This window comes from Burkholderia sp. Se-20378, assembly GCF_017104665.1.
In the GTDB taxonomy this organism is placed as follows: domain Bacteria; phylum Pseudomonadota; class Gammaproteobacteria; order Burkholderiales; family Burkholderiaceae; genus Burkholderia; species Burkholderia lata.
Genome location: NZ_JAAGPG010000124.1, coordinates 1 through 19491 on the forward strand (window position 1 = coordinate 1; position 19491 = coordinate 19491).

21 protein-coding genes and 1 pseudogene are annotated in these 19491 nt (G+C 66.8%); 16 read left to right on the forward strand and 6 right to left on the reverse strand.

Going from position 1 to position 19491, the window contains the following annotated elements:
• Positions 1-1363: carbohydrate porin (locus G3N93_RS15550; protein ID WP_206133420.1), on the forward strand; the 1363-nt coding region annotated here is incomplete at its 5' end.
• A 96-nt stretch (positions 1364-1459) separates the two neighbouring features.
• On the opposite strand, the gene treA is transcribed toward G3N93_RS15550, so the two are convergent.
• Together treA and G3N93_RS15560 are read right to left on the reverse strand one after the other, a co-directional pair.
• Positions 1460-3199, reverse strand: coding sequence for an alpha,alpha-trehalase TreA (gene treA, locus G3N93_RS15555; RefSeq protein ID WP_206133421.1), 1740 nt, complete (start codon positions 3197-3199; stop codon positions 1460-1462).
• A gap of 136 nt (positions 3200-3335) precedes the next feature.
• Positions 3336-3965 (reverse strand): TetR/AcrR family transcriptional regulator, encoded by a 630-nt coding sequence (locus G3N93_RS15560; protein WP_206133422.1) that lies wholly within the window; start codon positions 3963-3965, stop codon positions 3336-3338.
• A gap of 78 nt (positions 3966-4043) precedes the next feature.
• Here G3N93_RS15560 and G3N93_RS15565 point away from each other — a divergent pair, with 78 nt between their 5' ends.
• From G3N93_RS15565 to G3N93_RS15575, 3 genes are all read left to right on the forward strand, one after another.
• Positions 4044-4541: a darcynin family protein gene (locus G3N93_RS15565; RefSeq protein WP_206133423.1), complete on the forward strand. Its 498-nt coding sequence runs from the start codon at positions 4044-4046 to the stop codon at positions 4539-4541.
• A 26-nt stretch (positions 4542-4567) separates the two neighbouring features.
• On the forward strand, positions 4568-5956 hold the full coding sequence (locus G3N93_RS15570; RefSeq protein ID WP_050781615.1) for an MFS transporter: 1389 nt from the start codon (positions 4568-4570) through the stop codon (positions 5954-5956).
• Positions 5957-6329: 373 nt separating this feature from the next.
• Positions 6330-7541, forward strand: coding sequence for a winged helix-turn-helix domain-containing protein (locus tag G3N93_RS15575; RefSeq protein WP_206133424.1), 1212 nt, complete (start codon positions 6330-6332; stop codon positions 7539-7541).
• Between the two features lie 51 nt (positions 7542-7592).
• On the opposite strand, the gene G3N93_RS41555 is transcribed toward G3N93_RS15575, so the two are convergent.
• Together G3N93_RS41555 and G3N93_RS41560 are read right to left on the reverse strand one after the other, a co-directional pair.
• Positions 7593-7811, reverse strand: a complete 219-nt coding sequence (locus G3N93_RS41555; RefSeq protein ID WP_006480837.1) for a DUF1653 domain-containing protein — start codon at positions 7809-7811, stop codon at positions 7593-7595.
• A gap of 57 nt (positions 7812-7868) precedes the next feature.
• Positions 7869-8312: a GNAT family N-acetyltransferase gene (locus G3N93_RS41560; protein ID WP_174936995.1), complete on the reverse strand. Its 444-nt coding sequence runs from the start codon at positions 8310-8312 to the stop codon at positions 7869-7871.
• Positions 8313-8537: 225 nt separating this feature from the next.
• On the opposite strand from G3N93_RS41560, the gene G3N93_RS15585 reads away from it, so the two are divergent.
• From G3N93_RS15585 to G3N93_RS15605, 5 genes are all read left to right on the forward strand, one after another.
• The gene (locus G3N93_RS15585; protein ID WP_060968669.1) at positions 8538-8798 is read left to right on the forward strand and encodes a type II toxin-antitoxin system Phd/YefM family antitoxin; all 261 of its coding nucleotides are present in this window, start codon (positions 8538-8540) and stop codon (positions 8796-8798) included.
• On the forward strand, positions 8795-9061 hold the full coding sequence (locus tag G3N93_RS15590; RefSeq protein WP_011354451.1) for a Txe/YoeB family addiction module toxin: 267 nt from the start codon (positions 8795-8797) through the stop codon (positions 9059-9061). Before G3N93_RS15585 ends, G3N93_RS15590 begins: the two co-directional genes overlap by 4 nt.
• A gap of 101 nt (positions 9062-9162) precedes the next feature.
• Positions 9163-9993, forward strand: coding sequence for a substrate-binding domain-containing protein (locus G3N93_RS15595; RefSeq protein WP_206133425.1), 831 nt, complete (start codon positions 9163-9165; stop codon positions 9991-9993).
• 17 nt (positions 9994-10010) lie between these two features.
• Positions 10011-10634 carry an HAD hydrolase-like protein gene (locus G3N93_RS15600; protein WP_174936989.1) on the forward strand — a complete coding sequence of 208 codons (624 nt, stop codon included), beginning with the start codon at positions 10011-10013 and terminating at the stop codon, positions 10632-10634.
• Between the two features lie 394 nt (positions 10635-11028).
• A complete protein-coding gene (locus G3N93_RS15605; protein ID WP_174915084.1) occupies positions 11029-11607 on the forward strand; it encodes a DUF4142 domain-containing protein in 579 nt (192 codons plus the stop codon).
• A gap of 112 nt (positions 11608-11719) precedes the next feature.
• Here the strand turns inward: G3N93_RS15605 and G3N93_RS15610 are convergent, their stop codons facing one another.
• Both G3N93_RS15610 and G3N93_RS15615 read right to left on the reverse strand, forming a co-directional pair.
• Positions 11720-12319 (reverse strand): GNAT family N-acetyltransferase, encoded by a 600-nt coding sequence (locus tag G3N93_RS15610; protein ID WP_206133426.1) that lies wholly within the window; start codon positions 12317-12319, stop codon positions 11720-11722.
• Between the two features lie 54 nt (positions 12320-12373).
• Positions 12374-13288 carry a LysR family transcriptional regulator gene (locus G3N93_RS15615; RefSeq protein WP_174936983.1) on the reverse strand — a complete coding sequence of 305 codons (915 nt, stop codon included), beginning with the start codon at positions 13286-13288 and terminating at the stop codon, positions 12374-12376.
• A 109-nt stretch (positions 13289-13397) separates the two neighbouring features.
• Here G3N93_RS15615 and lysA point away from each other — a divergent pair, with 109 nt between their 5' ends.
• From lysA to G3N93_RS15650, 7 genes and pseudogenes are all read left to right on the forward strand, one after another.
• Entirely contained in the window at positions 13398-14636 is a 1239-nt protein-coding gene (gene lysA, locus G3N93_RS15620; protein WP_174936981.1) for a diaminopimelate decarboxylase, read from the forward strand.
• Positions 14637-15226: 590 nt separating this feature from the next.
• The gene (locus G3N93_RS15625; RefSeq protein ID WP_174936979.1) at positions 15227-16027 is read left to right on the forward strand and encodes a transporter substrate-binding domain-containing protein; all 801 of its coding nucleotides are present in this window, start codon (positions 15227-15229) and stop codon (positions 16025-16027) included.
• 75 nt (positions 16028-16102) lie between these two features.
• Positions 16103-16762 carry an amino acid ABC transporter permease gene (locus tag G3N93_RS15630; RefSeq protein ID WP_206122674.1) on the forward strand — a complete coding sequence of 220 codons (660 nt, stop codon included), beginning with the start codon at positions 16103-16105 and terminating at the stop codon, positions 16760-16762.
• Between the two features lie 43 nt (positions 16763-16805).
• Positions 16806-17531: an amino acid ABC transporter ATP-binding protein gene (locus G3N93_RS15635; protein WP_174937295.1), complete on the forward strand. Its 726-nt coding sequence runs from the start codon at positions 16806-16808 to the stop codon at positions 17529-17531.
• Positions 17532-17581: 50 nt separating this feature from the next.
• Positions 17582-18763, forward strand: a complete 1182-nt coding sequence (gene metC / locus G3N93_RS15640; RefSeq protein WP_206133427.1) for a cystathionine beta-lyase — start codon at positions 17582-17584, stop codon at positions 18761-18763.
• A gap of 76 nt (positions 18764-18839) precedes the next feature.
• Positions 18840-19184: a DUF3088 domain-containing protein gene (locus tag G3N93_RS15645; RefSeq protein ID WP_206133428.1), complete on the forward strand. Its 345-nt coding sequence runs from the start codon at positions 18840-18842 to the stop codon at positions 19182-19184.
• A 47-nt stretch (positions 19185-19231) separates the two neighbouring features.
• A pseudogene (locus tag G3N93_RS15650) lies at positions 19232-19491 on the forward strand (energy transducer TonB); the annotation flags it as partial.

Sequence of the window (19491 nt, forward strand, 5' to 3'; positions counted from 1 at the left end):
GGCCGGCGCCAGCGACGCCGCCGCTCCCGCACAACAGGCCGCCGATGCTGCCGCGCCCGCCCCCACCGGCTTCTGGGAGCGCTGTACACTGCTCCCACCCCCTTTCTTCCCTCTCTCCCCTCTTTTCTCTCCCTTCCTCCCTCTTCTCCTTCCTTCCCCCCTCTCTCCCCCCCACAACACGTCGGGCGGCACGAATCGCGGCGGCGCGTACCAGGGGCTCACGCAATTCGGTTTCAACGTCGACACGGGCAAGGCCGTCGGCCTGCCGGGCGGCACGTTCAACGTGTCGGCGCTGCAGATTCACGGCACCAACCTCACGCAGCGCTATCTGCAGACGCTGCAGACCGCGACCGGCATCGAAGCGAATTCAACCACGCGCCTGTGGGAACTCTGGTACCAGCAGTCGCTGCTCGACGGCAAGGTCGACGTGAAGGTCGGCCAGCAGAGCGTCGACCAGGAATTCATGGTGAGCCAGAACGCGGCGACGTTCATGAACGCGACGTTCGGCTGGCCCGTGCTGCCGTCGACCGACCTGCCGGCCGGCGGCCCCGCGTATCCGCTGTCGTCGCTCGGCGTGCGGCTGCGCGTGAAGCCGTCCGATGCGTGGACCGCGATGGTCGGCGTGTTCGACGGCAACCCGGCCGGCCGCAGCGACGGCGATGCGCAAGTGCTGAACGCGCACGGCACCAACTTCAACCTGCGCAGCGGCACGTTCGTGATCGGCGAAGTGCAGTACGCGCTGAACGCGCCGCCCGCCGATCCGAAGGCACCGCAGCCGGCCGGCCTGCCGGGCACGTACAAGCTCGGCGTCTGGTATCAGTCGCAGCATGCGAACGACCCGCGCTACGGCACCGACGGCCTGTCGCTCGCGAATCCGGACAGCAACGGCATCGCCGCCACCCATCGCGGCAACTACGGGTTCTATGCGGTCGCGGACCAGATGGTGTGGCGGCCGTCGGCCGACAGCCCGCGCTCGGTCGGCGTGTTCGCACGCGTGATGGGCGCACCGGGCGATCGCAATATCGTCGATTTCGCCGCCAACGCAGGCGTGACGCTGAAGGCGCCGTTCAAGGGGCGCGACAACGACGTCGCGGGCATCGCGGTCGGCTACGCGAAGATCGGCTCGCATGCGCGCGGCCTCGACGGCGACACCGGCGTCTACACGACGCCCGGGTATCCGGTGCGCCGCGCGGAAACGGTCGTCGAGGCGACCTACCAGTACCAGGTCACGCCGTGGTGGCAAATGCAGGCCGACCTGCAGCACTTCTTCCGTCCGGGCGGCGGCATCCCGAACCCGAACGCGGCCGGCGCACGCATCGGCGACGAAACGGTGGTCGGCGTACGCACGACGATCACGTTCTAAGGCAAGCCGGATGCAGACACGGGCCGGACGGCCGCTTGCGCGACAGTCCGGCCCGTGCGTTCTCGTGCGGCGCCAGCGCGCGGCCCGCGCCGCGCGTCACTCGCCGTACAGCCCCAGCAGTTTCAGCGTGACGCCGTTGGTCCAGCCGAAACCGTCCTGCAACGGATATTCCCCGCCTCCACCACCGCCCGTGCCGGCGCCTTCGACCACGTACTTCTCGACGAGCTTGCCTTCGGTCGCATACACATGCTTCACGTCGGACAGGAAGCGCGTGCCGATGTCCTTCGCAAGCGCCGGTTCGCCATAGCGCCGCAGCCCGTCGATCGCGATCCACTGCAACGGCGCCCAGCCGTTCGGCGCATCCCACTGCTGCCCGGTGTTCTCGGTGGTCGTCGCGAGGCCGCCCGGCTGCAGCAATGTCTTGCGCACCTCGCGCGCGGTCGCCTTCGCGCGCTCGGGCCAGGCAACGCCCGCGAACAACGGATACAGCGCGGCGGCCGTCACGGCGTCGCGCGGCTTGCGCTGCTGCCAGTCGTAGTCGCCGTAGTAGCCGCGGCGGTTCCACAGATAGCGGTTGATCGCGGCCGCACGCCGCGCCGCGCGTGCGGAAAAATCGGTCACGCATGCCACGTCGCGCGTGACCGTGCAGCCCCTCACGATCGTCGTCTCGAGATGGAACATCAGGCTGTTCAGGTCGACCGGCACGATCGACGTCGTGCGGATCGTCGCGAGCGTCTTGCCGTCGCCGAACCAGCGCGAGCTGTAGTCCCAACCGCTTTCGGCGCCCGCGCGCAGGTCGCGGTAGACCTCGTTCGCCGGACGCGCCGGCACCGACTTCGCGGTCGTCACGTCCTCGAGATACGACTCGTCGCGCGGCGTATCGCTCGCGTCCCAGTAGCGGTTCAGCACCGCGCCGTCGGGCATCGCGACCACATGGCGCGTGGCCTGCCCGCGCGGCGTCGTGGTTTCGCCCTGCATCCAGTACGCATGTTCCTTGCGCAGTTCCGGCAGGTATTTCTGATAGACCTTGTCGCCTTCGGCCTGCGCGGCGAGCGTGACCATGTACGCGAAGAACGGCGGTTGCGAGCGGCTCGCGTAGTACGTGCGGTTGCCGTTCGGGATGTGCCCGATCGTGTCGATCAGATGAGCGAAGTTGTCGAGCATGTTGTCGACGAGATCCTCGCGACCCGACACCTGCAGCCCGAGCATCGTGAAATAGGTATCCCAGTAGTAGCCCTCGCGGAAGCGGCCACCCGGCACGACATACGGCTTCGGCAGCGGGATCAGCGAGCTGTAGGACGGCACCGTCGCACTCGTGCGCGTGAGCTGCGGCCACAGCCAGTCGATGTGCTGGCGCAGCGTCTGGTTCGGTGGCGGAGTCACACCGCCTTCCGGCGGCGGCGTGAAATGCTGGCCGACGAATGCCTTCAGCGAGAAGCCCGGCTGCGATTTCTGTTGCTGATACAACTGCACGATCGTCGCGGGATCGCTGTCGGGCGTCGCGTCGACGAAGGTCTTCTGGTCGGGATAGATCTGCGCGGTCTGCACCGCGACGAACAGGTCGCCATAGAGCTGGCTCGGCGGCGGCAGCAGCGTGCCCGATGCGGGGGCGGCAAGCGCGGCCGTGGCCGGCGGTGCCGACTGGGCTGCTGCCTGCGCGGCGGCCTGGTTCGCGTTGTCGGCCTGTGCGGCGCAGCCGGCAACGGCGAGATACGCGACGGCCAGTGCGGCGGCCCAGCGAAGGCGCGGCGCAGGTGGGGCGAGAGGCGGTGAGAGACGGCTTGAGAAGCGCGTTGAGAATCGCGATGCAATCGATGCGGCACGACGTGACGTCATGACGTGTCCCCTCCTTTCGATGGTGAGTGGGTCGGCACGAGGTCTCGTTCGCGCGCGCGCTCGTCTCGATGGCCCTCGATCGATACGCGTCGTTTTGTGGTGCGAGTGAGTCCGACTGTCGCACGAAACGTGCACATCAAGCAAGTTTCGATTCGCGCGACTCACGCAGATAACCGCGTACGGCCCGCCACGCACGGGCGTCGAGCGCATCCGCATCGGTCTCGCCGCGCGCGCCCGCCGCATCGACGATCCCTTTCACGATCGCGAACAGATCGTGTGCGACGACGTCGGGCGCGGCGACACGCGGCGCATCGCGCAGCCCGAGCGCGTACAGCAGCGTCGCGTGGATGCGATCCGCGACGCGTGCGGTGCGCGCGCCGAGCGGCAGCCGCGCCTCCTCGAAATCGATCAGCCGCGCGAGCACGGGACGGCGCATCTGGTGCGCGACGGCCGCGCGCACCAGTGCGCGCAGTACGTCGTCGCATGACGACAGCGCGCCAGCCCGATCGACGTCGTCGAGCAGATGCGCACTCTCTCGCTCGACGAGCGCGGCCGTCAGCGCATCGCGATTCGGGAAGTATTGATAGAGCGAACCGATGCTCACGCCGGCCAGCGCCGCGACCGCGTTCGTCGTGTAACCGTCGAAGCCGTCGCGCTCCAGAATGCGAGCAGCGGCCTCGACGATCGCGTCGACGGTGGCCAGCGAGCGGCGCTGGCGCGGCGCCTTGCGCGGCGACAGCGGGATGCGTGGAGACGATTCGGACATGGTCGGAATGCGAGTTTCGTATATGAGCAAACGCTCATATTCTAGAAACGCCCTTCCACTCAGTCAAAAGGAATCAGCGTGCCCCGGCAAACCGCGCCCCTGCCCACCCGGTTCATCGTTGTGAAAACGCGCCCCGAATGGCGCGGCGTCCCCATGCCGGAACGCTTGCGGCCGCCGTGCGAAGACATCGCGTCGATCCGCGCAACTCGGGGCGAATGCGTCTCGCGGCACTTCTACGACACCGCGTTCTACTCCGCTTGCGTGACCGATGGGTGTATCGAAGACGCGCAGGATCACCACGCATGCGGACGCGCGATCGAGGCGCTTCGCACGATGCCGTTCCGGAATCGCTGCGTCGACATTGTCGAGATCCTGCCAGTTGTCGAGAACGCATATGCGGCCAACGACGACGAGATCGCACTGTCTGCCGCCCGGGTGCATGCGGGATACAGGCGCGATTCAAGCACCGAGTCTGCGCAGTCGTTCTTTCCGTGCCGCCTGCAAAAAGAGACGACTGTTGCAACATGCGGAACAACTGTTGTCGTACGTGACTCAACGGTCACATTGTGGGCATAATGGCGTCTTTACCGCGTGCCCAGCCCATGTCGCCCGTCTTTCTAGCACCGCTCATCGTTGCCTGTGCGTTGTTCATGGAAAGCGTCGACGCGAACATCATCGTCACCGCCCTCCCCGCGATGGCGAGGGACTTCGGGCACAGCCCCGTCACCTTGAACATTGCGATCACGGCCTACGTGGTCGGGCTCGGCGTGTTCATCCCGATCTGCGGCTGGCTGGCCGACCGCTTCAGCGCACGCTCCGTATTCCGCACCGCGATCGGCATCTTCGTCGTCGGCTCGCTGATGTGCGCGGCCTCCAATTCCCTCGGCGTGCTCACGTTCGCGCGCTTCATCCAGGGCGTCGGCGGCGCGATGATGGTGCCCGTCGGCCGCATCATCATCTTCCGCGCCGTGCCGCGCTCGGATCTCGTGCGCGCGATGAACTACCTCGCGATTCCCGCACTGTTCGGGCCCACGGTCGGGCCGCTCGTCGGCGGCTTCATCACGACCTACCTGCACTGGCGGATGATCTTCTTCATCAACGTGCCGATCGGCATCTACGGGATCTACCTCGCGAGCAAGCACATCGCGAACACGCGCGAGCCCGATCCCGGCCCGCTCGACTGGTTCGGCTTCCTGCTGTCGGCCAGCGGCGCCGCGCTGCTGCTGATGGGCCTCACGCTGATCGACGGCTCGCTCACGTCGCGCTCGAACGCGCTCGTCATGTGCGTGACCGGCACCGTCCTGCTCGCGCTCTACGTGCCGTACGCGCGCCGCAAGGAGCGCCCGGTGCTCGACCTCAGCTTCCTCAAGATCCCCACGTATCACGCGAGCGTCGTCGGCGGGTCGCTGTTCCGTATCGGCCTCGGCGCGGTGCCGTTCCTGCTGCCGCTCGCGCTGCAGGAAGGGCTCGGCATGAGCGCGTTCCATTCGGGGCTCATCACGTGCGCGTCCGCGTTCGGCGGCGCCATGAGCCGCTCGACGGCCACGCATACGCTGCGCCGCTTCGGCTTCCGCACGGTGCTGATCTACAACGCGGCCTTCGCGGGGCTCGCGATCGCCGCGTACGGCGTGTTCCATCCCGGCATGGCGACCTGGGCGATCTGGCTGATCGTGCTCGTCGGCGGCATCTTCCCGGCGCTGCAGTTCACGAGCCTGAACTCGATGATCTACGCGGACATCTCGCCGCGCGACGCCGGCCGCGCGACGAGCCTCGGCAGTGTCGTGCAGCAGATGTCGCTTGGCCTGGGCGTGACGGTGGCCGGCCTCGTGCTGCACATTTCACACTGGCTGCAGGGGCATCAGAAGATGGTGTGGTCGGATTTCTGGCCCGCGTTCGTCGTGGTCGGGCTGTGCTCGTTCGCGTCGATTCCGATCACGCGGCGGCTGCCGCCCGGCGCCGGCGACGAAGTCGCGCGCGGCAAGCGGTCCTAGACGACCGGCTGATAAACGGGATTCGGCGGAAGGGACAAAAGGAAACGCGGCTCGCGAAGCAAACCGGAAAAACAAAAAAATCAGCGGACATCCACACGGGGCCGGTGCACAGCCGCATGGATGTCCGCTCAGGGCTCCGGGTCTCCCGATGGGGGTTGAGAATCCCGGATTCACTTCCTGCGTGCCATTGACATATGTGCGTCGGAAGCAAAATCGTTGCGCGTCTTTATCGTCGCGCCATGAACTGCACTATAGGGAAACTTGCGCAACGCATCTGTCAACCATTGTCAGACACGGTGCTTCGGCACGTCGCACGCGCGCGCCGCTTTCGCGCTAAAGTGGTTCCCGACCATCACTCCCGGCCGCCCCTCCGATGCTTACGCTCTCGACCGCCGCCGCCCGCGCGCTGCATCTCGCCGCGCAAGGCCTGCTGACGCCGCCCCGTCGCAAGGCAACCAAATCCGACGTGCTCGACACGATCCGCCGGATGGCGCAGTTGCAGATCGACACCATTCACGTCGTCGCGCGCAGCCCGTATCTCGTGCTGTTCAGCCGTCTCGGCGATTTCTCGCCGCAGTGGCTCGACGAACATCTCGCCGAGGCGCGCCTGTTCGAGTACTGGTCGCACGAAGCGTGCTTCCTGCCGGTCGAGCAGTTCGGCCTGATGCGCTACAAGATGCTCGATCCGTCGGGGATGGGCTGGAAGTACGCGGCCGAGTGGCATGAGCAGAATCGTCCCGAGATCGAGCGGCTGCTCGCGCGGATTCGCGCCGAGGGCCCCGTAAGGTCGGCCGATTTCGCCCGCGAGGATGGCGTGAAGGGCAACGGCTGGTGGGATCGCAAGCCCGAGAAGCAGCACCTGGAGGTGCTGTTCACGACGGGCGACCTGATGGTGTCGGAACGCCGCAATTTCCAGCGCGTGTACGACGTGCGCGAGCGTGTGCTGCCCGACTGGGACGACACGCGCGACCTGCCGCCGCGCAGCGCCGTGCTGCCCGCGCTGCTCGACTACACGTGCCGGGCGCTCGGCGTCGTGCGCGCGGACTGGGTGGCCGACTACTATCGGCTGCCGCGCCGTTCGTACCACGCGGAGCTCGAGCAGCTCGCGGACGCGGGCGACCTGATCCCGGTGGCGATCGACGACTGGAAGGAGCCGGCCTACGTGCATCGCTCGCTCGAAGCATGGCTGCCGGCCGCCGAGGCCGACACGCTGCGCTCGACGGTCACGACGCTGCTGTCGCCGTTCGACCCGGTCGTATGGGACCGCCGGCGTGCGTCGACGCTATTCGGTTTCGATTACACGATCGAATGCTATACGCCCGGGCACAAGCGGCGTTACGGCTATTTCTGCCTGCCGGTGCTGCATCGCGGGCGGCTGGTCGGGCGCATCGACGCGAAGGCGCATCGCACGCTCGGCACGTTCGAGCTGAAGGCCGTACATGTCGAGCCGGGCGTGCGGTTCGGCACGGGGCTCGCAGCGGATGTCGCGAAAGCGGTGAAGAAGCTCGCGGCGTGGCATGGCACGCCGGAAGTCACGGCCGGGCAGGCCCCGCCGGAACTGGTGAAGGCGCTGGCCGGCGCGTAGACGTCCACGCAGCCGGCTGGCACGGCAGCGGCGCGCGCCGCCGGCCGTCAATCAGTCGCGCAGCTTGCGAAAACGCGGCGTGCCGTCTTCGAGGTTGCCGTTGAACATCGCTTCCGGCCGTACCCACAGCCCGCGCGCATGCGGCCACAGGTGTTCGTACACGACCACCGATTCCTCGGTTTCGGAATGGCGGGCAACGCCGATGTAGCGATACAGCCCGCCCTTGTAATGGCGATGCGTCGCGAGCTGTTCGGCTTCCTGTTCGGTCATGATGGGCTTCTCTTCGGCAAAAACGGAAAGCGCGTATTGTATGCGCTGCGCCGCGCGTCAGCGTTTCGCGTAGATGTCCGGGCGGCGGATCTCCATCACGCGCTCGGGGTTTGCAGAGAGCTCGAAGCCGACCGGCCGGTACAGCTCGTGCGCATCGGACGTCACGAGCATGATGCGGCGCAGGCCCTGCACCATCTCCTGCGCGAACACGTGGTCGATCAGCGCGCGACCGTAGCCGTTGCCGCGTTCGGCCGGCAGCACGAACACGTCGCACAGGTACGCGAACGTCGCGTGATCGGTCACGAGCCGCGCGAACCCGACGAGCCGGTCGCCCACGTAGGCGCCAAAGCACAGCGAGCCCTCGATCGCACGCTCGACCACGTCGCGCGGAATGCCCTGCGACCAGTACGCATCGCGATGCAGGAAGTCGAAGATCGCGTCGACGTCGAGTTCGCGCTTGTCGGTGGAAAATCTCAGCGTGGCGGGGGTGGCAGCGGGCACGTCGGTCTCCGGTTGGGGTGGTGGAAAGCGAAGTGCTGACGATACCGCGCGGCGTGAAGGGGTACAAGCGGCGCTGCTTGTCGGCTACGGCCCGACGGATGCGCATGCTCTTTCTGGACGATTGTGGCGTTTAACCAGGCAGGGGCCGGTCGACTTGTACAGCAAACCGTACATGCTTATCGAATGTGCTACACTTGTACGGTTATATGTACAAGTGAGGCAATCATGCGCACGATTCATTTTTCGGATGCTCGTGGCAATCTGAAGACCGTTATCGACCAGGTCGTCGACGATGCGGACGTCACGCTCATCACGCGCCGCGATGCACCGAACGCCGTCATCATGTCGCAGGACTACTACGACAGCCTGATGGAGACGGTGCACTTGCTGCGCTCTCCCGCCAACGTCGCCCATCTCGAACGTTCGATCGCGCAACTACGCAAGGGCAAGGCGAAGGAACACAAGCTCGCGGCGGATGACGAATGAGCGTACGCCGCGTGCTCTTTACCTCCGACGCGTGGGACGACTATGTCTACTGGCAGGGGCAGGATCGCAAGACGCTCAAGCGCATCAACCAGCTCATTCGCGAAGCCCAGCGAACGCCGTTCGAAGGCATCGGCAAACCCGAACCGTTAAAGGCCAATCTCTCCGGCTTCTGGTCGCGCCGTATCGACGACACGAACCGTCTGGTCTACGAAGCTGACGACTTGCAGATCAGCATCGTGTCCTGCCGCTACCACTACGAATAGCATCACCCCATCGCTCACGGCGCCCGTAACGCGCGATCTGCCTTGCAATGCGTCAATCGACCGCGCAAACCGCCAACGACAGACTGGAAGGAGACACCCCGATGCGCGACCGAGCCGCACTCACCGCCTCTGCCACCCGCCATCGCCTCGCGCGCCGCGCCACGTTCTGGCTCGCCGCCGCCGCGCTCGCGTCCGTCACGCTGCCTGCCGCAGCGACCGAACTGCGCGTGATGATCTCCGGCGGCTTCACGGCTGCGTACAAGCAGCTCGGCCCCGGCTTCACGGCCGCCTCCGGCGACACGCTCGACACGATCTCCGGCCCGTCGATGGGCGAATCGAAGGAAGCGATTCCGAATCGCCTCGCGAACGGCGAAAAGGCCGACGTGCTGATCATGGTCGGCTACGCGCTCGACCGGCTGATCAAGGAGGGCAAGGTGATTCCGGCATCGCGCGTCGAGCTCGCCGATTCGCGGATCGGGATGGTCGTACGCGCCGGCGCGCCGAAACCCGACATCGGCACCGTCGAGCAATTGAAGGACGTGCTGCTGCATGCGAAATCGGTCGCGTATTCGGACAGCGCGAGCGGCGTCTACATCGAGAAGGAAATGTTCCGGAAGCTCGGCGTCGAGGCCCAGGTGAAGCCGAAGGCGACGATGGTGCCGCGCATTCCGGTGGCATCGGTCGTCGCGAACGGCGACTACGAGATCGGCTTCCAGCAGGTCAGCGAGCTGCTGCCGGTGCCGGGCGTCACGTATGCGGGCAAGGTGCCCGAATCCGTGCAGTCGGTCACGCGTTTCGCGGGCGGCATTCCGGTCGGCGCCGATCATCCGGAAGAAGCGAAGAAGCTGCTCGACTTTCTTGCGTCGCCGCAGGCGCAACCGGCCGTGCGGGCGACGGGCCTCGATTCGGTGACAATGTCGCCTGCCCGATAACCCCGCCACGCCGCTTCATGCCCTATCGCCTCATCGCATTCGACTTCGACGGCACGCTCGCCGATTCGCTCGACAGCTTTCTCGCCGCGCTGTCGGAAGCGTCGCGCATGCACGGCTTTCGCGACGCCACGCCCGAGTTGCGCCCGGCGCTGCGCGGCATGTCGGCGCGCGACATCATTCGCGCGCTCGACGTGCCGATGTGGAAAGTGCCGCGCGTGACGATCGACATGCGTCGCCTGATGCAGCCGCGCGTCGCGCAAGTGGCGCTGTTCCCCGGCGTCGGCGAGACGTTCGACGCGCTCGCCGCGCGCGGCATCCGCATCGCGATCGCCACGTCGAATACCGAGGAGATCGTGCGCGACCGGCTCGGCCCGCACGCCAGCAGCCGTGTCGAGCACTTCGCGTGCGGCATTCCACTGTTCGGCAAGGCGCGTCGCCTGCGCGCGCTCGTTCGCGAGGCCGGCGTGCGCGCCGACGAAGTGCTGTATGTCGGCGATGAAATCCGCGACGCCGACGCGGCACGACGCGCGCGCATCGCATTCCAGGGCGTCGCGTGGGGCTACACCGCGCCGGACGCATTGCAGGCCCATTGCGCGACACCGTTGCTGCCTCGTCTCGACGCCTTGCTCGATCGCGTGTGACGCATTCGCGCGCTTCGCGTATCCGGTTCGCCGCATCGCTCGATGCACACGTCATCGCACGACACAGCCGCACGACGATGAAAAGCGGATGACACCGACGTGCATCTCGCACGCGTCATGCGCGCAAAAATTGCCGCCGCCGCGCACGCGACAGGTACGCAATACCTGTCCGCATGCTTGCGCATCGATTCGTCTTACCAACCGTTACACAAACCACAGCGCGGTTGCACCTGCTACCGGATCGCTCTCCTAGAATCAGTCGGGCCGGGAAACACTTCGACCGGCGCCGCGGCAGAGCGGCGGTCGAATCCGGCCCGGGCGCGCCCGGTCTCTCGCACAGCAACGGATCACGTGATCCGTTTTTCAACCAGAGCCCCGATCGAAAGGAGGTCCCATGAACCGCTTTCCCCACATCTCGCGCCTTGCACTGTCTGCCGCTGGCCTGCTTCTCGTCGCCGTGACGGCGACCGCGCAAACCGCACAACCGGCACCGGCCGCACCGAACGCACCGGCCGCCGCCGCGACGCGTATCCACGAAGCCGACCAGGCCTTCATCACGGACGGCACGAAGACCGTGTCGACGCAGCACGACGCGGCACGCATCGCCGATTCGCGCACGTCGGACAGCCAGGTCAAGGCGTTCGCGCAACGCGTGTCCACCGACGATGAAAAGATCATCCAGGCGATGCGCGCAGCGAGCCCGCGCGGCGTCGACGTGCCGGCCAACGACCCCGACACGGCCGTGCTGGGCAGCATCAAGAACCTGCGCGGCGCCGAGTTCGACAAGGCGTATATCGAACAGGTCGCGCTCGCCGGCCAGCAGAAGGCCATCTCGGCATTCCAGGCCGAAATCGCCTCGGGCCGCGACACGAAGCTGAAGGAAGTCGCACGCCAGTCGCTGCCGATCCTGCAGAAGCACTACGCCGACGCGCAGAAGCTCGCGGAACGTCACCACCTCGCATCGGCGCAGTAACGCGCCGCGGCGCCGCGCGTCCTGCGCGGCGCACTACTTCCCCTGTCGTCGCGTCGCCGCCCCCTTCCGGCGGCGCGACGCACATCCAACGTCACATTTCACGCGTTACACGTTACGTCGCGAGCTTCGCCAGCAGCCGCGCACGCACCTCCGGCCATTCGTCGTCGATGATGCTGAAGCGCACCGAATTGCGCTTGCGGCCATCCGGCATGATCCGTTCGTGCCGCACGATGCCTTCCTGCTTCGCACCGAGCCGCAGGATCGCCGCGCGCGATTTCTCGTTCAGCTCGTCGGTCGTGAACTGCACGCGCACGCATTGCAGCACGTCGAACGCATAGCCCAGCAACAACCATTTCGCTTCGGTATTCACGCGCGTGCGCTGCGCCGATTCGCTCAACCACGTATGGCCGATCTCGAGCTTGCGGTTCTTGCGATCGATCTTCCAGAAGCGCGTGCTGCCGATCACGCGGCCCGATGCGCGCTCGACGATCGTGAACGGCATCACGGTGCCCGTGGCGCGGCCCTGCAATGCGGTGTCGATATAGGCGTCGATCGTCTCAGGGCCCGGCACGACCGTGACCTTCAGGTTCCACAACTGGCCGTCCGCGGCGGCGTCCAGCAGCGCTTGCCGGTCGGATGAGTCGAGCGGCCGCAGTTCGACGCGTTCGCCAGTGAGGATCGGTGGTTCGAGGGAAGCAGAAGCGTCGGTCATGAAGGGTTCCGGAAAGAGACGACGATGGCAACGAAACGCCCATCATACGGCGCGTCAGCCGAGGACCTCGGCCAACCGGCGGCGAATCGCCTTCGCCTCACCGCGTAGTGCGTCGGCGAACGCATCGACGAGCAGGCTCTTGGGCCGGTGCTCGGGCACGATCACGCTGACCCGGTACGGAAACGACCGCGTGAGCGGCCGCACGTGCAGGTCGCGCCCGACGAAATCGAGCGCGGTCAGCGGATTGACGATCGCGGCGCCGAGCCCCTGCCGCACGAACGCGCACACCGACACGGCCGACGGTGTTTCGACGACCGAGCGCGGCGCAACGCCGAGCTGCGCGAACGCCTCGTCGATCAGGATGCGGTACGGATCGTTCAGCGACAGGCTCACGAACGGGCGATCGGCGAGATCCGGCAGATCGATCGCATCTTGCGCGAGCAGCGGGTGGCCGTCGGGCAACACGCACACTTCGTCGACTTCGAGCAGCGGCGTGAGCACCGTGCCGGCCGGCGCGACGTCGTGCTCGGTCAGCCCGAGGTCGTAACGCTGCGCGGTCAGCCACTCCTCGAGCACCGGCGATTCCTGCGTCGCAACCGACACGCTGACACCCGCGTGCTTCTCGCTAAAACGCCGACACGCACCAGGCAGGATTGCGTGCGAGAACGCCGGCAGCGCGATCACCGACAACTGACCGTCGCGAAACTCGCGCAGGCGCGCGGCGGTTGCCGCGACGCGTTCAAGCCCCACATACGCAAGCCGCACGTCGTCGAACAGCGTGAGCGCGGCCATGGTCGGCCGCAGCCGGCCGTGCGCGCGCTCGAACAGCGCGAAGCCGACGACCTGCTCCATGCGCGCGAGCTCGCGGCTGATCGTCGGCTGCGACGTATAGAGCATCTCGGCCGCGCGCGTGGTGCTGCCGGTGACCATCAGCGCGCGAAAGACCTCGATATGGCGGTGCGTGAGCATGATCGTCTATATCAGATATGAATCGAATGTCGATAAACAGGCATTTTACTGTATAGGCAATCAGGTGCATCATTCACGCTATCCGTTCATTCGACCCGATTCATCTGCCATGTCCCTCGATTCCCGCCAGCTCGCGACGCTCGCGCAGCAATACGGCACCCCGCTGTGGGTGTACGACGCCGACGTCATCCGCGACCGCATCGCCCAACTGCGTCAGTTCGACGTGATCCGCTATGCGCAGAAGGCGAACTCGAACATCCATATCCTGAAGCTGATGCGCGAGGAAGGCGCATGCGTCGACGCCGTGTCGCTCGGCGAGATCGAGCGCAGCCTCGCGGCCGGGTTCAGCCCCGCCGGCGAGCCGGAAGGCGTCGTGTTCACGGCCGACCTGATCGACCGCCCGACACTCGCAGCCGTGCTCAAGCACGGCGTGACCGTGAACGCCGGTTCGCTCGACATGCTCGCGCGCATCGGCGAGCACGCGCCCGGCCACCGCGTGTGGCTGCGCGTCAACCCCGGTTTCGGCCACGGCCACAGCAACAAGACCAACACCGGCGGCCCGCAGAGCAAGCACGGCATCTGGATCGACGACGTGCCGCGCGCGATCGAGATCGTGCGCCAGTACGGGCTGAAGCTCGTCGGCATCCATATGCACATCGGGTCGGGCGTCGACTACGGCCACCTGTCGCAGGTGTGCGATGCGATGGTCGATCTCGTCACGTCGCTCGGCCATGACATCGACGCGATCTCGGCCGGCGGCGGCCTGTCGATCCCGTATCGCGACGGCGAGCCGCGCGTCGACGTCGGTCACTACTTCAGCCAGTGGGACGCGGCGCGCAAGCGGATCGAACGGCATCTCGGCCACCCGGTGCGCATCGAGATCGAACCGGGCCGCTTCCTCGTCGCCGAAGCCGGCACGCTCGTCACCGAAGTGCAGGCCGTCAATCTCCGGCCGCAGCACGATTTCGTGCTGATCGACGCGGGCTTCAACGACCTGATGCGCCCGTCGATGTACGGCAGCTACCATGCGGTGTCGGTGCACACGCACGATGGCGCGCTGCCCGCCGGCCGGCCGCTCGTCGATCTCGCGATCGCGGGGCCGCTGTGCGAATCGGGCGACGTGTTCACGCAGGACGCGGGCGGCGTGGTCACGCACCGCAAGCTGGCGCAGCCGCAGATCGGCGACCTGCTGTTCCTGCACGATGCAGGCGCGTACGGCGCGTCGATGTCATCGAACTACAACAGCCGGCCGCTCGCGCCGGAAGTGCTCGTCGATCGCGGTGCGCCGCGGCTGATCCGCCGCCGGCAGACGATCGACGAATTGCTCGCGCTCGAAACGTTCGAGTAACGCGCCTCCCGCGTGACGATGGCCAACGGCCAGGCTTGCCGCTCACGGCAGCCTGGCCGTTTTGCATTTCGGCGTACGGCCGGATCGCGGCCTGGAGCAACCCTTCGCCCGCACCGTAGCACCTGATCCTTCTCATCGCGCGCAACCGCAGCAGATCGCTTGCGCCACCTCTCGCACGCAGAGAAAAACATTCCACGTCGCGTGAAAAGTGCACGCATCTTTGGAAACACATTCCCTTTTGACAAAACTAAGATTGCCCTCAGTCGCACCGCATTCCTGTCGCCGGATACGCATCGACGATGCATCCGGTCCACCACACTCGCAATGCTGCACGGGCAATCATGAATCGCACGCTTGAACGCTTCGCCGCACACGTCGGCCTTCTCTGCTGCTCACGCGCCTGCCTCGTCCATCCGTACGCGCCCCGGTCCTCCATCGCCCACGAACGCATGCCGTAACGCACGGCATCGCGCACGGCGAACGGCAACGCCCGCCGCCTCACGCTTCACCGACTTCCCGCTCACGGCGACGCCGCCCGTCGCCGCGGCGTCGCGCACCCTGAATTTTCGACAACAACCACGGAGACAACCATGAAACACTTCACCCCGACGTTCAAGCAAGGCATCGCGGCCGCCCTGCTCTGCATCGCGACCGCAACGTCGCATGCGGCTGACCTGCTCGACACCGTCAAGCAATCCGGTGTACTTAAGATCGCGCTGGAAGGCACCTACCCGCCGTTCGACTATCGCAATGCCGACGGCCAGCTCGAAGGCTTCGACGTCGACGTCGCGAAGGCGGTTGCCGCTCGCCTCGGCGTGAAGCCGCAGTTCGTGACGACCGAATGGAGCGGGATTCTTGCCGGCCTGCAGGCCGGCAAGTTCGACGTGATCGTCAACCAGGTCGCGATCACACCGTCGCGCCAGCAGGCGCTCGACTTCAGCACGCCGTACGTGTATTCGTCCGCGCAACTGCTGCAACGGCAAAACGATGCACGCGCATTCAAGTCGCTCGACGAACTGAAGGGCAAGAAGGTCGGCGTGACGATGGGCAGCAACTACGTCGATCTGGTCAAGACCGTGCCCGCGATCGACCTGCAGGTCTACCCCGGTACGCCGGAGAACCTGCGCGACCTCGCGGCCGGACGGATCGACGCGGCCGTCAACGATCGCCTGATGCTCAGCTACCTGATCAAGAACTCGCACCTGCCGCTGCGCCCGGGCTCCGTGCTCGCGGGCGGCGAAGACCGGATGGGCATCCCGTTCCGCAAGGGCAATCCGAAATTCGCGAAGGCGATCGACGACGCCGTGGCATCGCTGCAGCAGGACGGCACGATGAAGAAGATCTCGATGCAGTGGTTCGGCGCGGACACGACCAAGCCGGTGACGCAATAACGCAGCTCGCCCCGCGCCCGTGCACACGCCTGCACGAACGCGCGGGCCGTCCGGCACACAATCAGGAGACACGCAATGGAAGCACTCCAACTGGTCGTACATACGCTGCCCGTGATGGTCAAGGGCGCCATGCTCACGCTGAAGTTTGCCGTCGCGTCGATGGCGCTGGGTCTCGTCGTCGGGCTCGTGATCGCGATCATGCGCATCGGCAGCAACCGGCTTGCCGCAAGCGTCGCGCAGGGCTACGTCAGCCTGATGCGCGGCACGCCGCTGCTCGTGCAGATGTTCGTCGTCTACTACGGGCTGCCCGATCTCGGCATCACGCTCGATCCCACGACGGCCGGCATCTTCACGCTGACGCTCAACGCAGGCGCCTATCTGTCCGAAAGCATGCGCGGCGCGATTCTCGGCATCGGCCGCGGGCAATGGGCGGCCGCCCACAGTCTCGGTCTCACGCACGTGCAGACGCTGCGCTACGTCGTCTGCCCGCAAGCGCTGCGCCTCGCGGTGCCGAGTCTCGGCAACACGCTGATCAGCCTGATCAAGGACACGTCGCTCGTCTCCGTGATCACCGTCACCGAATTGCTGCGCTCGACCCAGGAGGTGATCGCCGCGACGTTCCAGCCGCTGCCGCTCTATCTCGCCGCCGCCGCGATCTACTGGGTCCTCAGCACGCTGCTCACGCGGCTGCAGGGTCGCGTCGAGACGCGCCTCGCGCTGCCGTCCACGCATTGAACGCGCACCCGACATTCACATGAACTCCTTCGACGGACAGAACATGATTACGCTCGACAACGTATCGAAATGGTATGGCAAGCACCAGGTGCTCTCGGCATGCAGCGCGGCGGTCTCGAAGGGCGAGGTGGTCGTCGTGTGCGGGCCGTCCGGCTCCGGGAAATCGACGCTGATCAAGACGATCAACGGTCTCGAACCGTTCCAGAAAGGCAGCATCACCGTCGACGGCACGCGGCTCGGCGATCCCGCCGCGAAGCTTGCGCAATTGCGCGCCCGCGTCGGCATGGTGTTCCAGCATTTCGAGCTGTTTCCGCACCTGTCGATCACCGACAACCTGACGCTTGCGCAGATCAAGGTGCTCGGCCGCCGCAAGGACGAGGCCGTCGAGAACGCCATGAAGCTGCTCGACCGCGTCGGCCTGAAGGCGCACGCGCACAAGTACCCGGGGCAGTTGTCCGGCGGTCAGCAGCAGCGCGTCGCGATCGCGCGCGCGCTGTCGATGAACCCGGTCGCGATGCTGTTCGACGAGCCAACCTCCGCGCTCGATCCCGAGATGATCAACGAGGTGCTCGACGTGATGGTCGAACTCGCGCGCGACGGCATGACGATGGTATGCGTGACGCATGAAATGGGCTTTGCGCGGAAGGTCGCGCATCGCGTGATCTTCATGGACCAGGGTGCGGTGGTCGAGGACGCGGCCAGCGACCGGTTCTTCGCGTCACCGCACTCCGAGCGCGCGCGCGACTTTCTCGACAAGATCCTGCATTGACCGCATGACGGCTGCGCCGCTTCGATTGACCGACACTCAAAGGAGACATCTTGAACCACCTGCATTCGACCGACACCGTTCTCGCCCATGAAGGCCGCTCGCACAACCAGCCCGGTTCACCGGTCAACCCGCCTGTCTATCGCCAGTCGACGCTGCTCTTTCACGGCACCGACGCGCTCGACGCCGTACGCGGCACGCCGCTCGCGTACGGGCGTCACGGCAGCCCGACCACGCGCGCGCTCGAGAAGGCGCTCGCGCGGCTCGAAGGCGCACACGCCGCGTTGCTGACGCCGAGCGGCCTGAGTGCGATCACGACCGCACTGCTCGCGGTGCTGAATCCGGGCGACCATCTGCTGATGGCCGACTCGGTGTACGACCCGACCCGCTCGTTCTGCGACGAAACGCTGGCGCGCCTCGGCATCGCGACGACCTACTACGATCCGGCGATCGGTGCGGACATCGCGTCGCTGATGCAGCCGAATACGCGCGCGGTATTCGCCGAATCGCCGGGCTCGCTGACCTTCGAAGTGCAGGACATTCCGGCCATCAGCGGCGTCGCGCACCAGCACGGCGCGGTCGTGCTGCTCGACAACACATGGGGCACGCCGCTGAATTTCCGCTCGTTTTCGCATGGCGTCGACGTGTCGATTCACGCCGCGACCAAATACATCGCCGGGCACTCGGACGTGCTGATGGGCGCGATCCTGACGACCGAGGCGCTCGCGCCGAAAGTCACGCGCTTCTACCGGCAACTCGGCATGACCGTCAGCGGCGACGACGCGTATCTCGCGCTGCGCGGCCTGCGTACGCTGTCGGTCAGGCTCGAGCGGCATCAGCGCAACGCGCACGTGCTGACCGACTGGCTGTCGCGGCAGCCGGAAGTCGCGCGGATCCTGTATCCGGCGCGCCCCGGCGACGCCGGCCATGCACTGTGGCAGCGCGATTTCACCGGCGCGTGCGGGCTGTTCGGCGTGGTGCTGCATCCGCAGGCCGACGAAGCCGTCCGCGCCCTGCTCGACGGCATGACGTGCTTTGGCATGGGGTATAGCTGGGGCGGTTTCGAAAGCCTGATCATCCCGTCCAATCCGACGCGCCACCGCACCGCCACCCAATGGGCGGCGGCCGGCCCGCTGCTGAGGATTCATGCGGGGCTCGAGCATCCCGACGACATGATTGCCGACCTCGCCGCCGGCTTCGCGAGGATGCGCGCCGCCGCGCTCGCGGAAGCGTGACGTCCGGCGACGTCACGCGCGCCACCCCACATCACGTTTTCTTCGACGTTTTTCACTCTGTCATAGCGAGATCATCATGAAAGACACACTGTTCATTCTCCGCCCGGGTTTCTTCAAGGACTCCGAAGGTCCGTTCTACTGCGGCGATTCGGTTTCCGTCGAAGGGCTGCTGAGTTTCTATCCGCAGTTGCGCGATGCCGTCGACGTCGAATACGTCGATGCCCCGCGCCCACGCCAGCCGATCGTCACGCTGATCGGTGCGGACAACCAGTCGGCACCCGTGCTCGTGCTCGGCGACGGACGAGGGCCGAATGACGACACCCTCGCGATTCGGGAGCACAACGGCCGGCGCTTCATCGATTCGCCCGCCGATATCCGGCGGTATCTGTCGGCGCAATACGGCGTGGCGCACGTCGCATAAGCACATCGGCGCGTGCGGTCGGGCGGCCGCACGGAACGGGGCGCGCGATGCGCGGCCCGTTCTCCGCCGCGCCGCCGGCCGCCGTCAGCCCTGGGCCCACGCCCGCAGTGCGCCCCCCCCGCCCCGCCCCCCCCCCCCCCCCCCCGCGCCCCCCCCCCCCCCCCCCGCCCCCCCCCCCCCCCCCGCCCCCCCGCCCCCCCCCCCCCCCCCCGCCCCCCCCCCCCCCCCCCCCCCCCCCCCCCCCCCCCCCCCCCCCCCCCCCCCCCCCCCCCCCCCCCCCCCCCCCCCCCCCCCCCCCCCCCCCCCC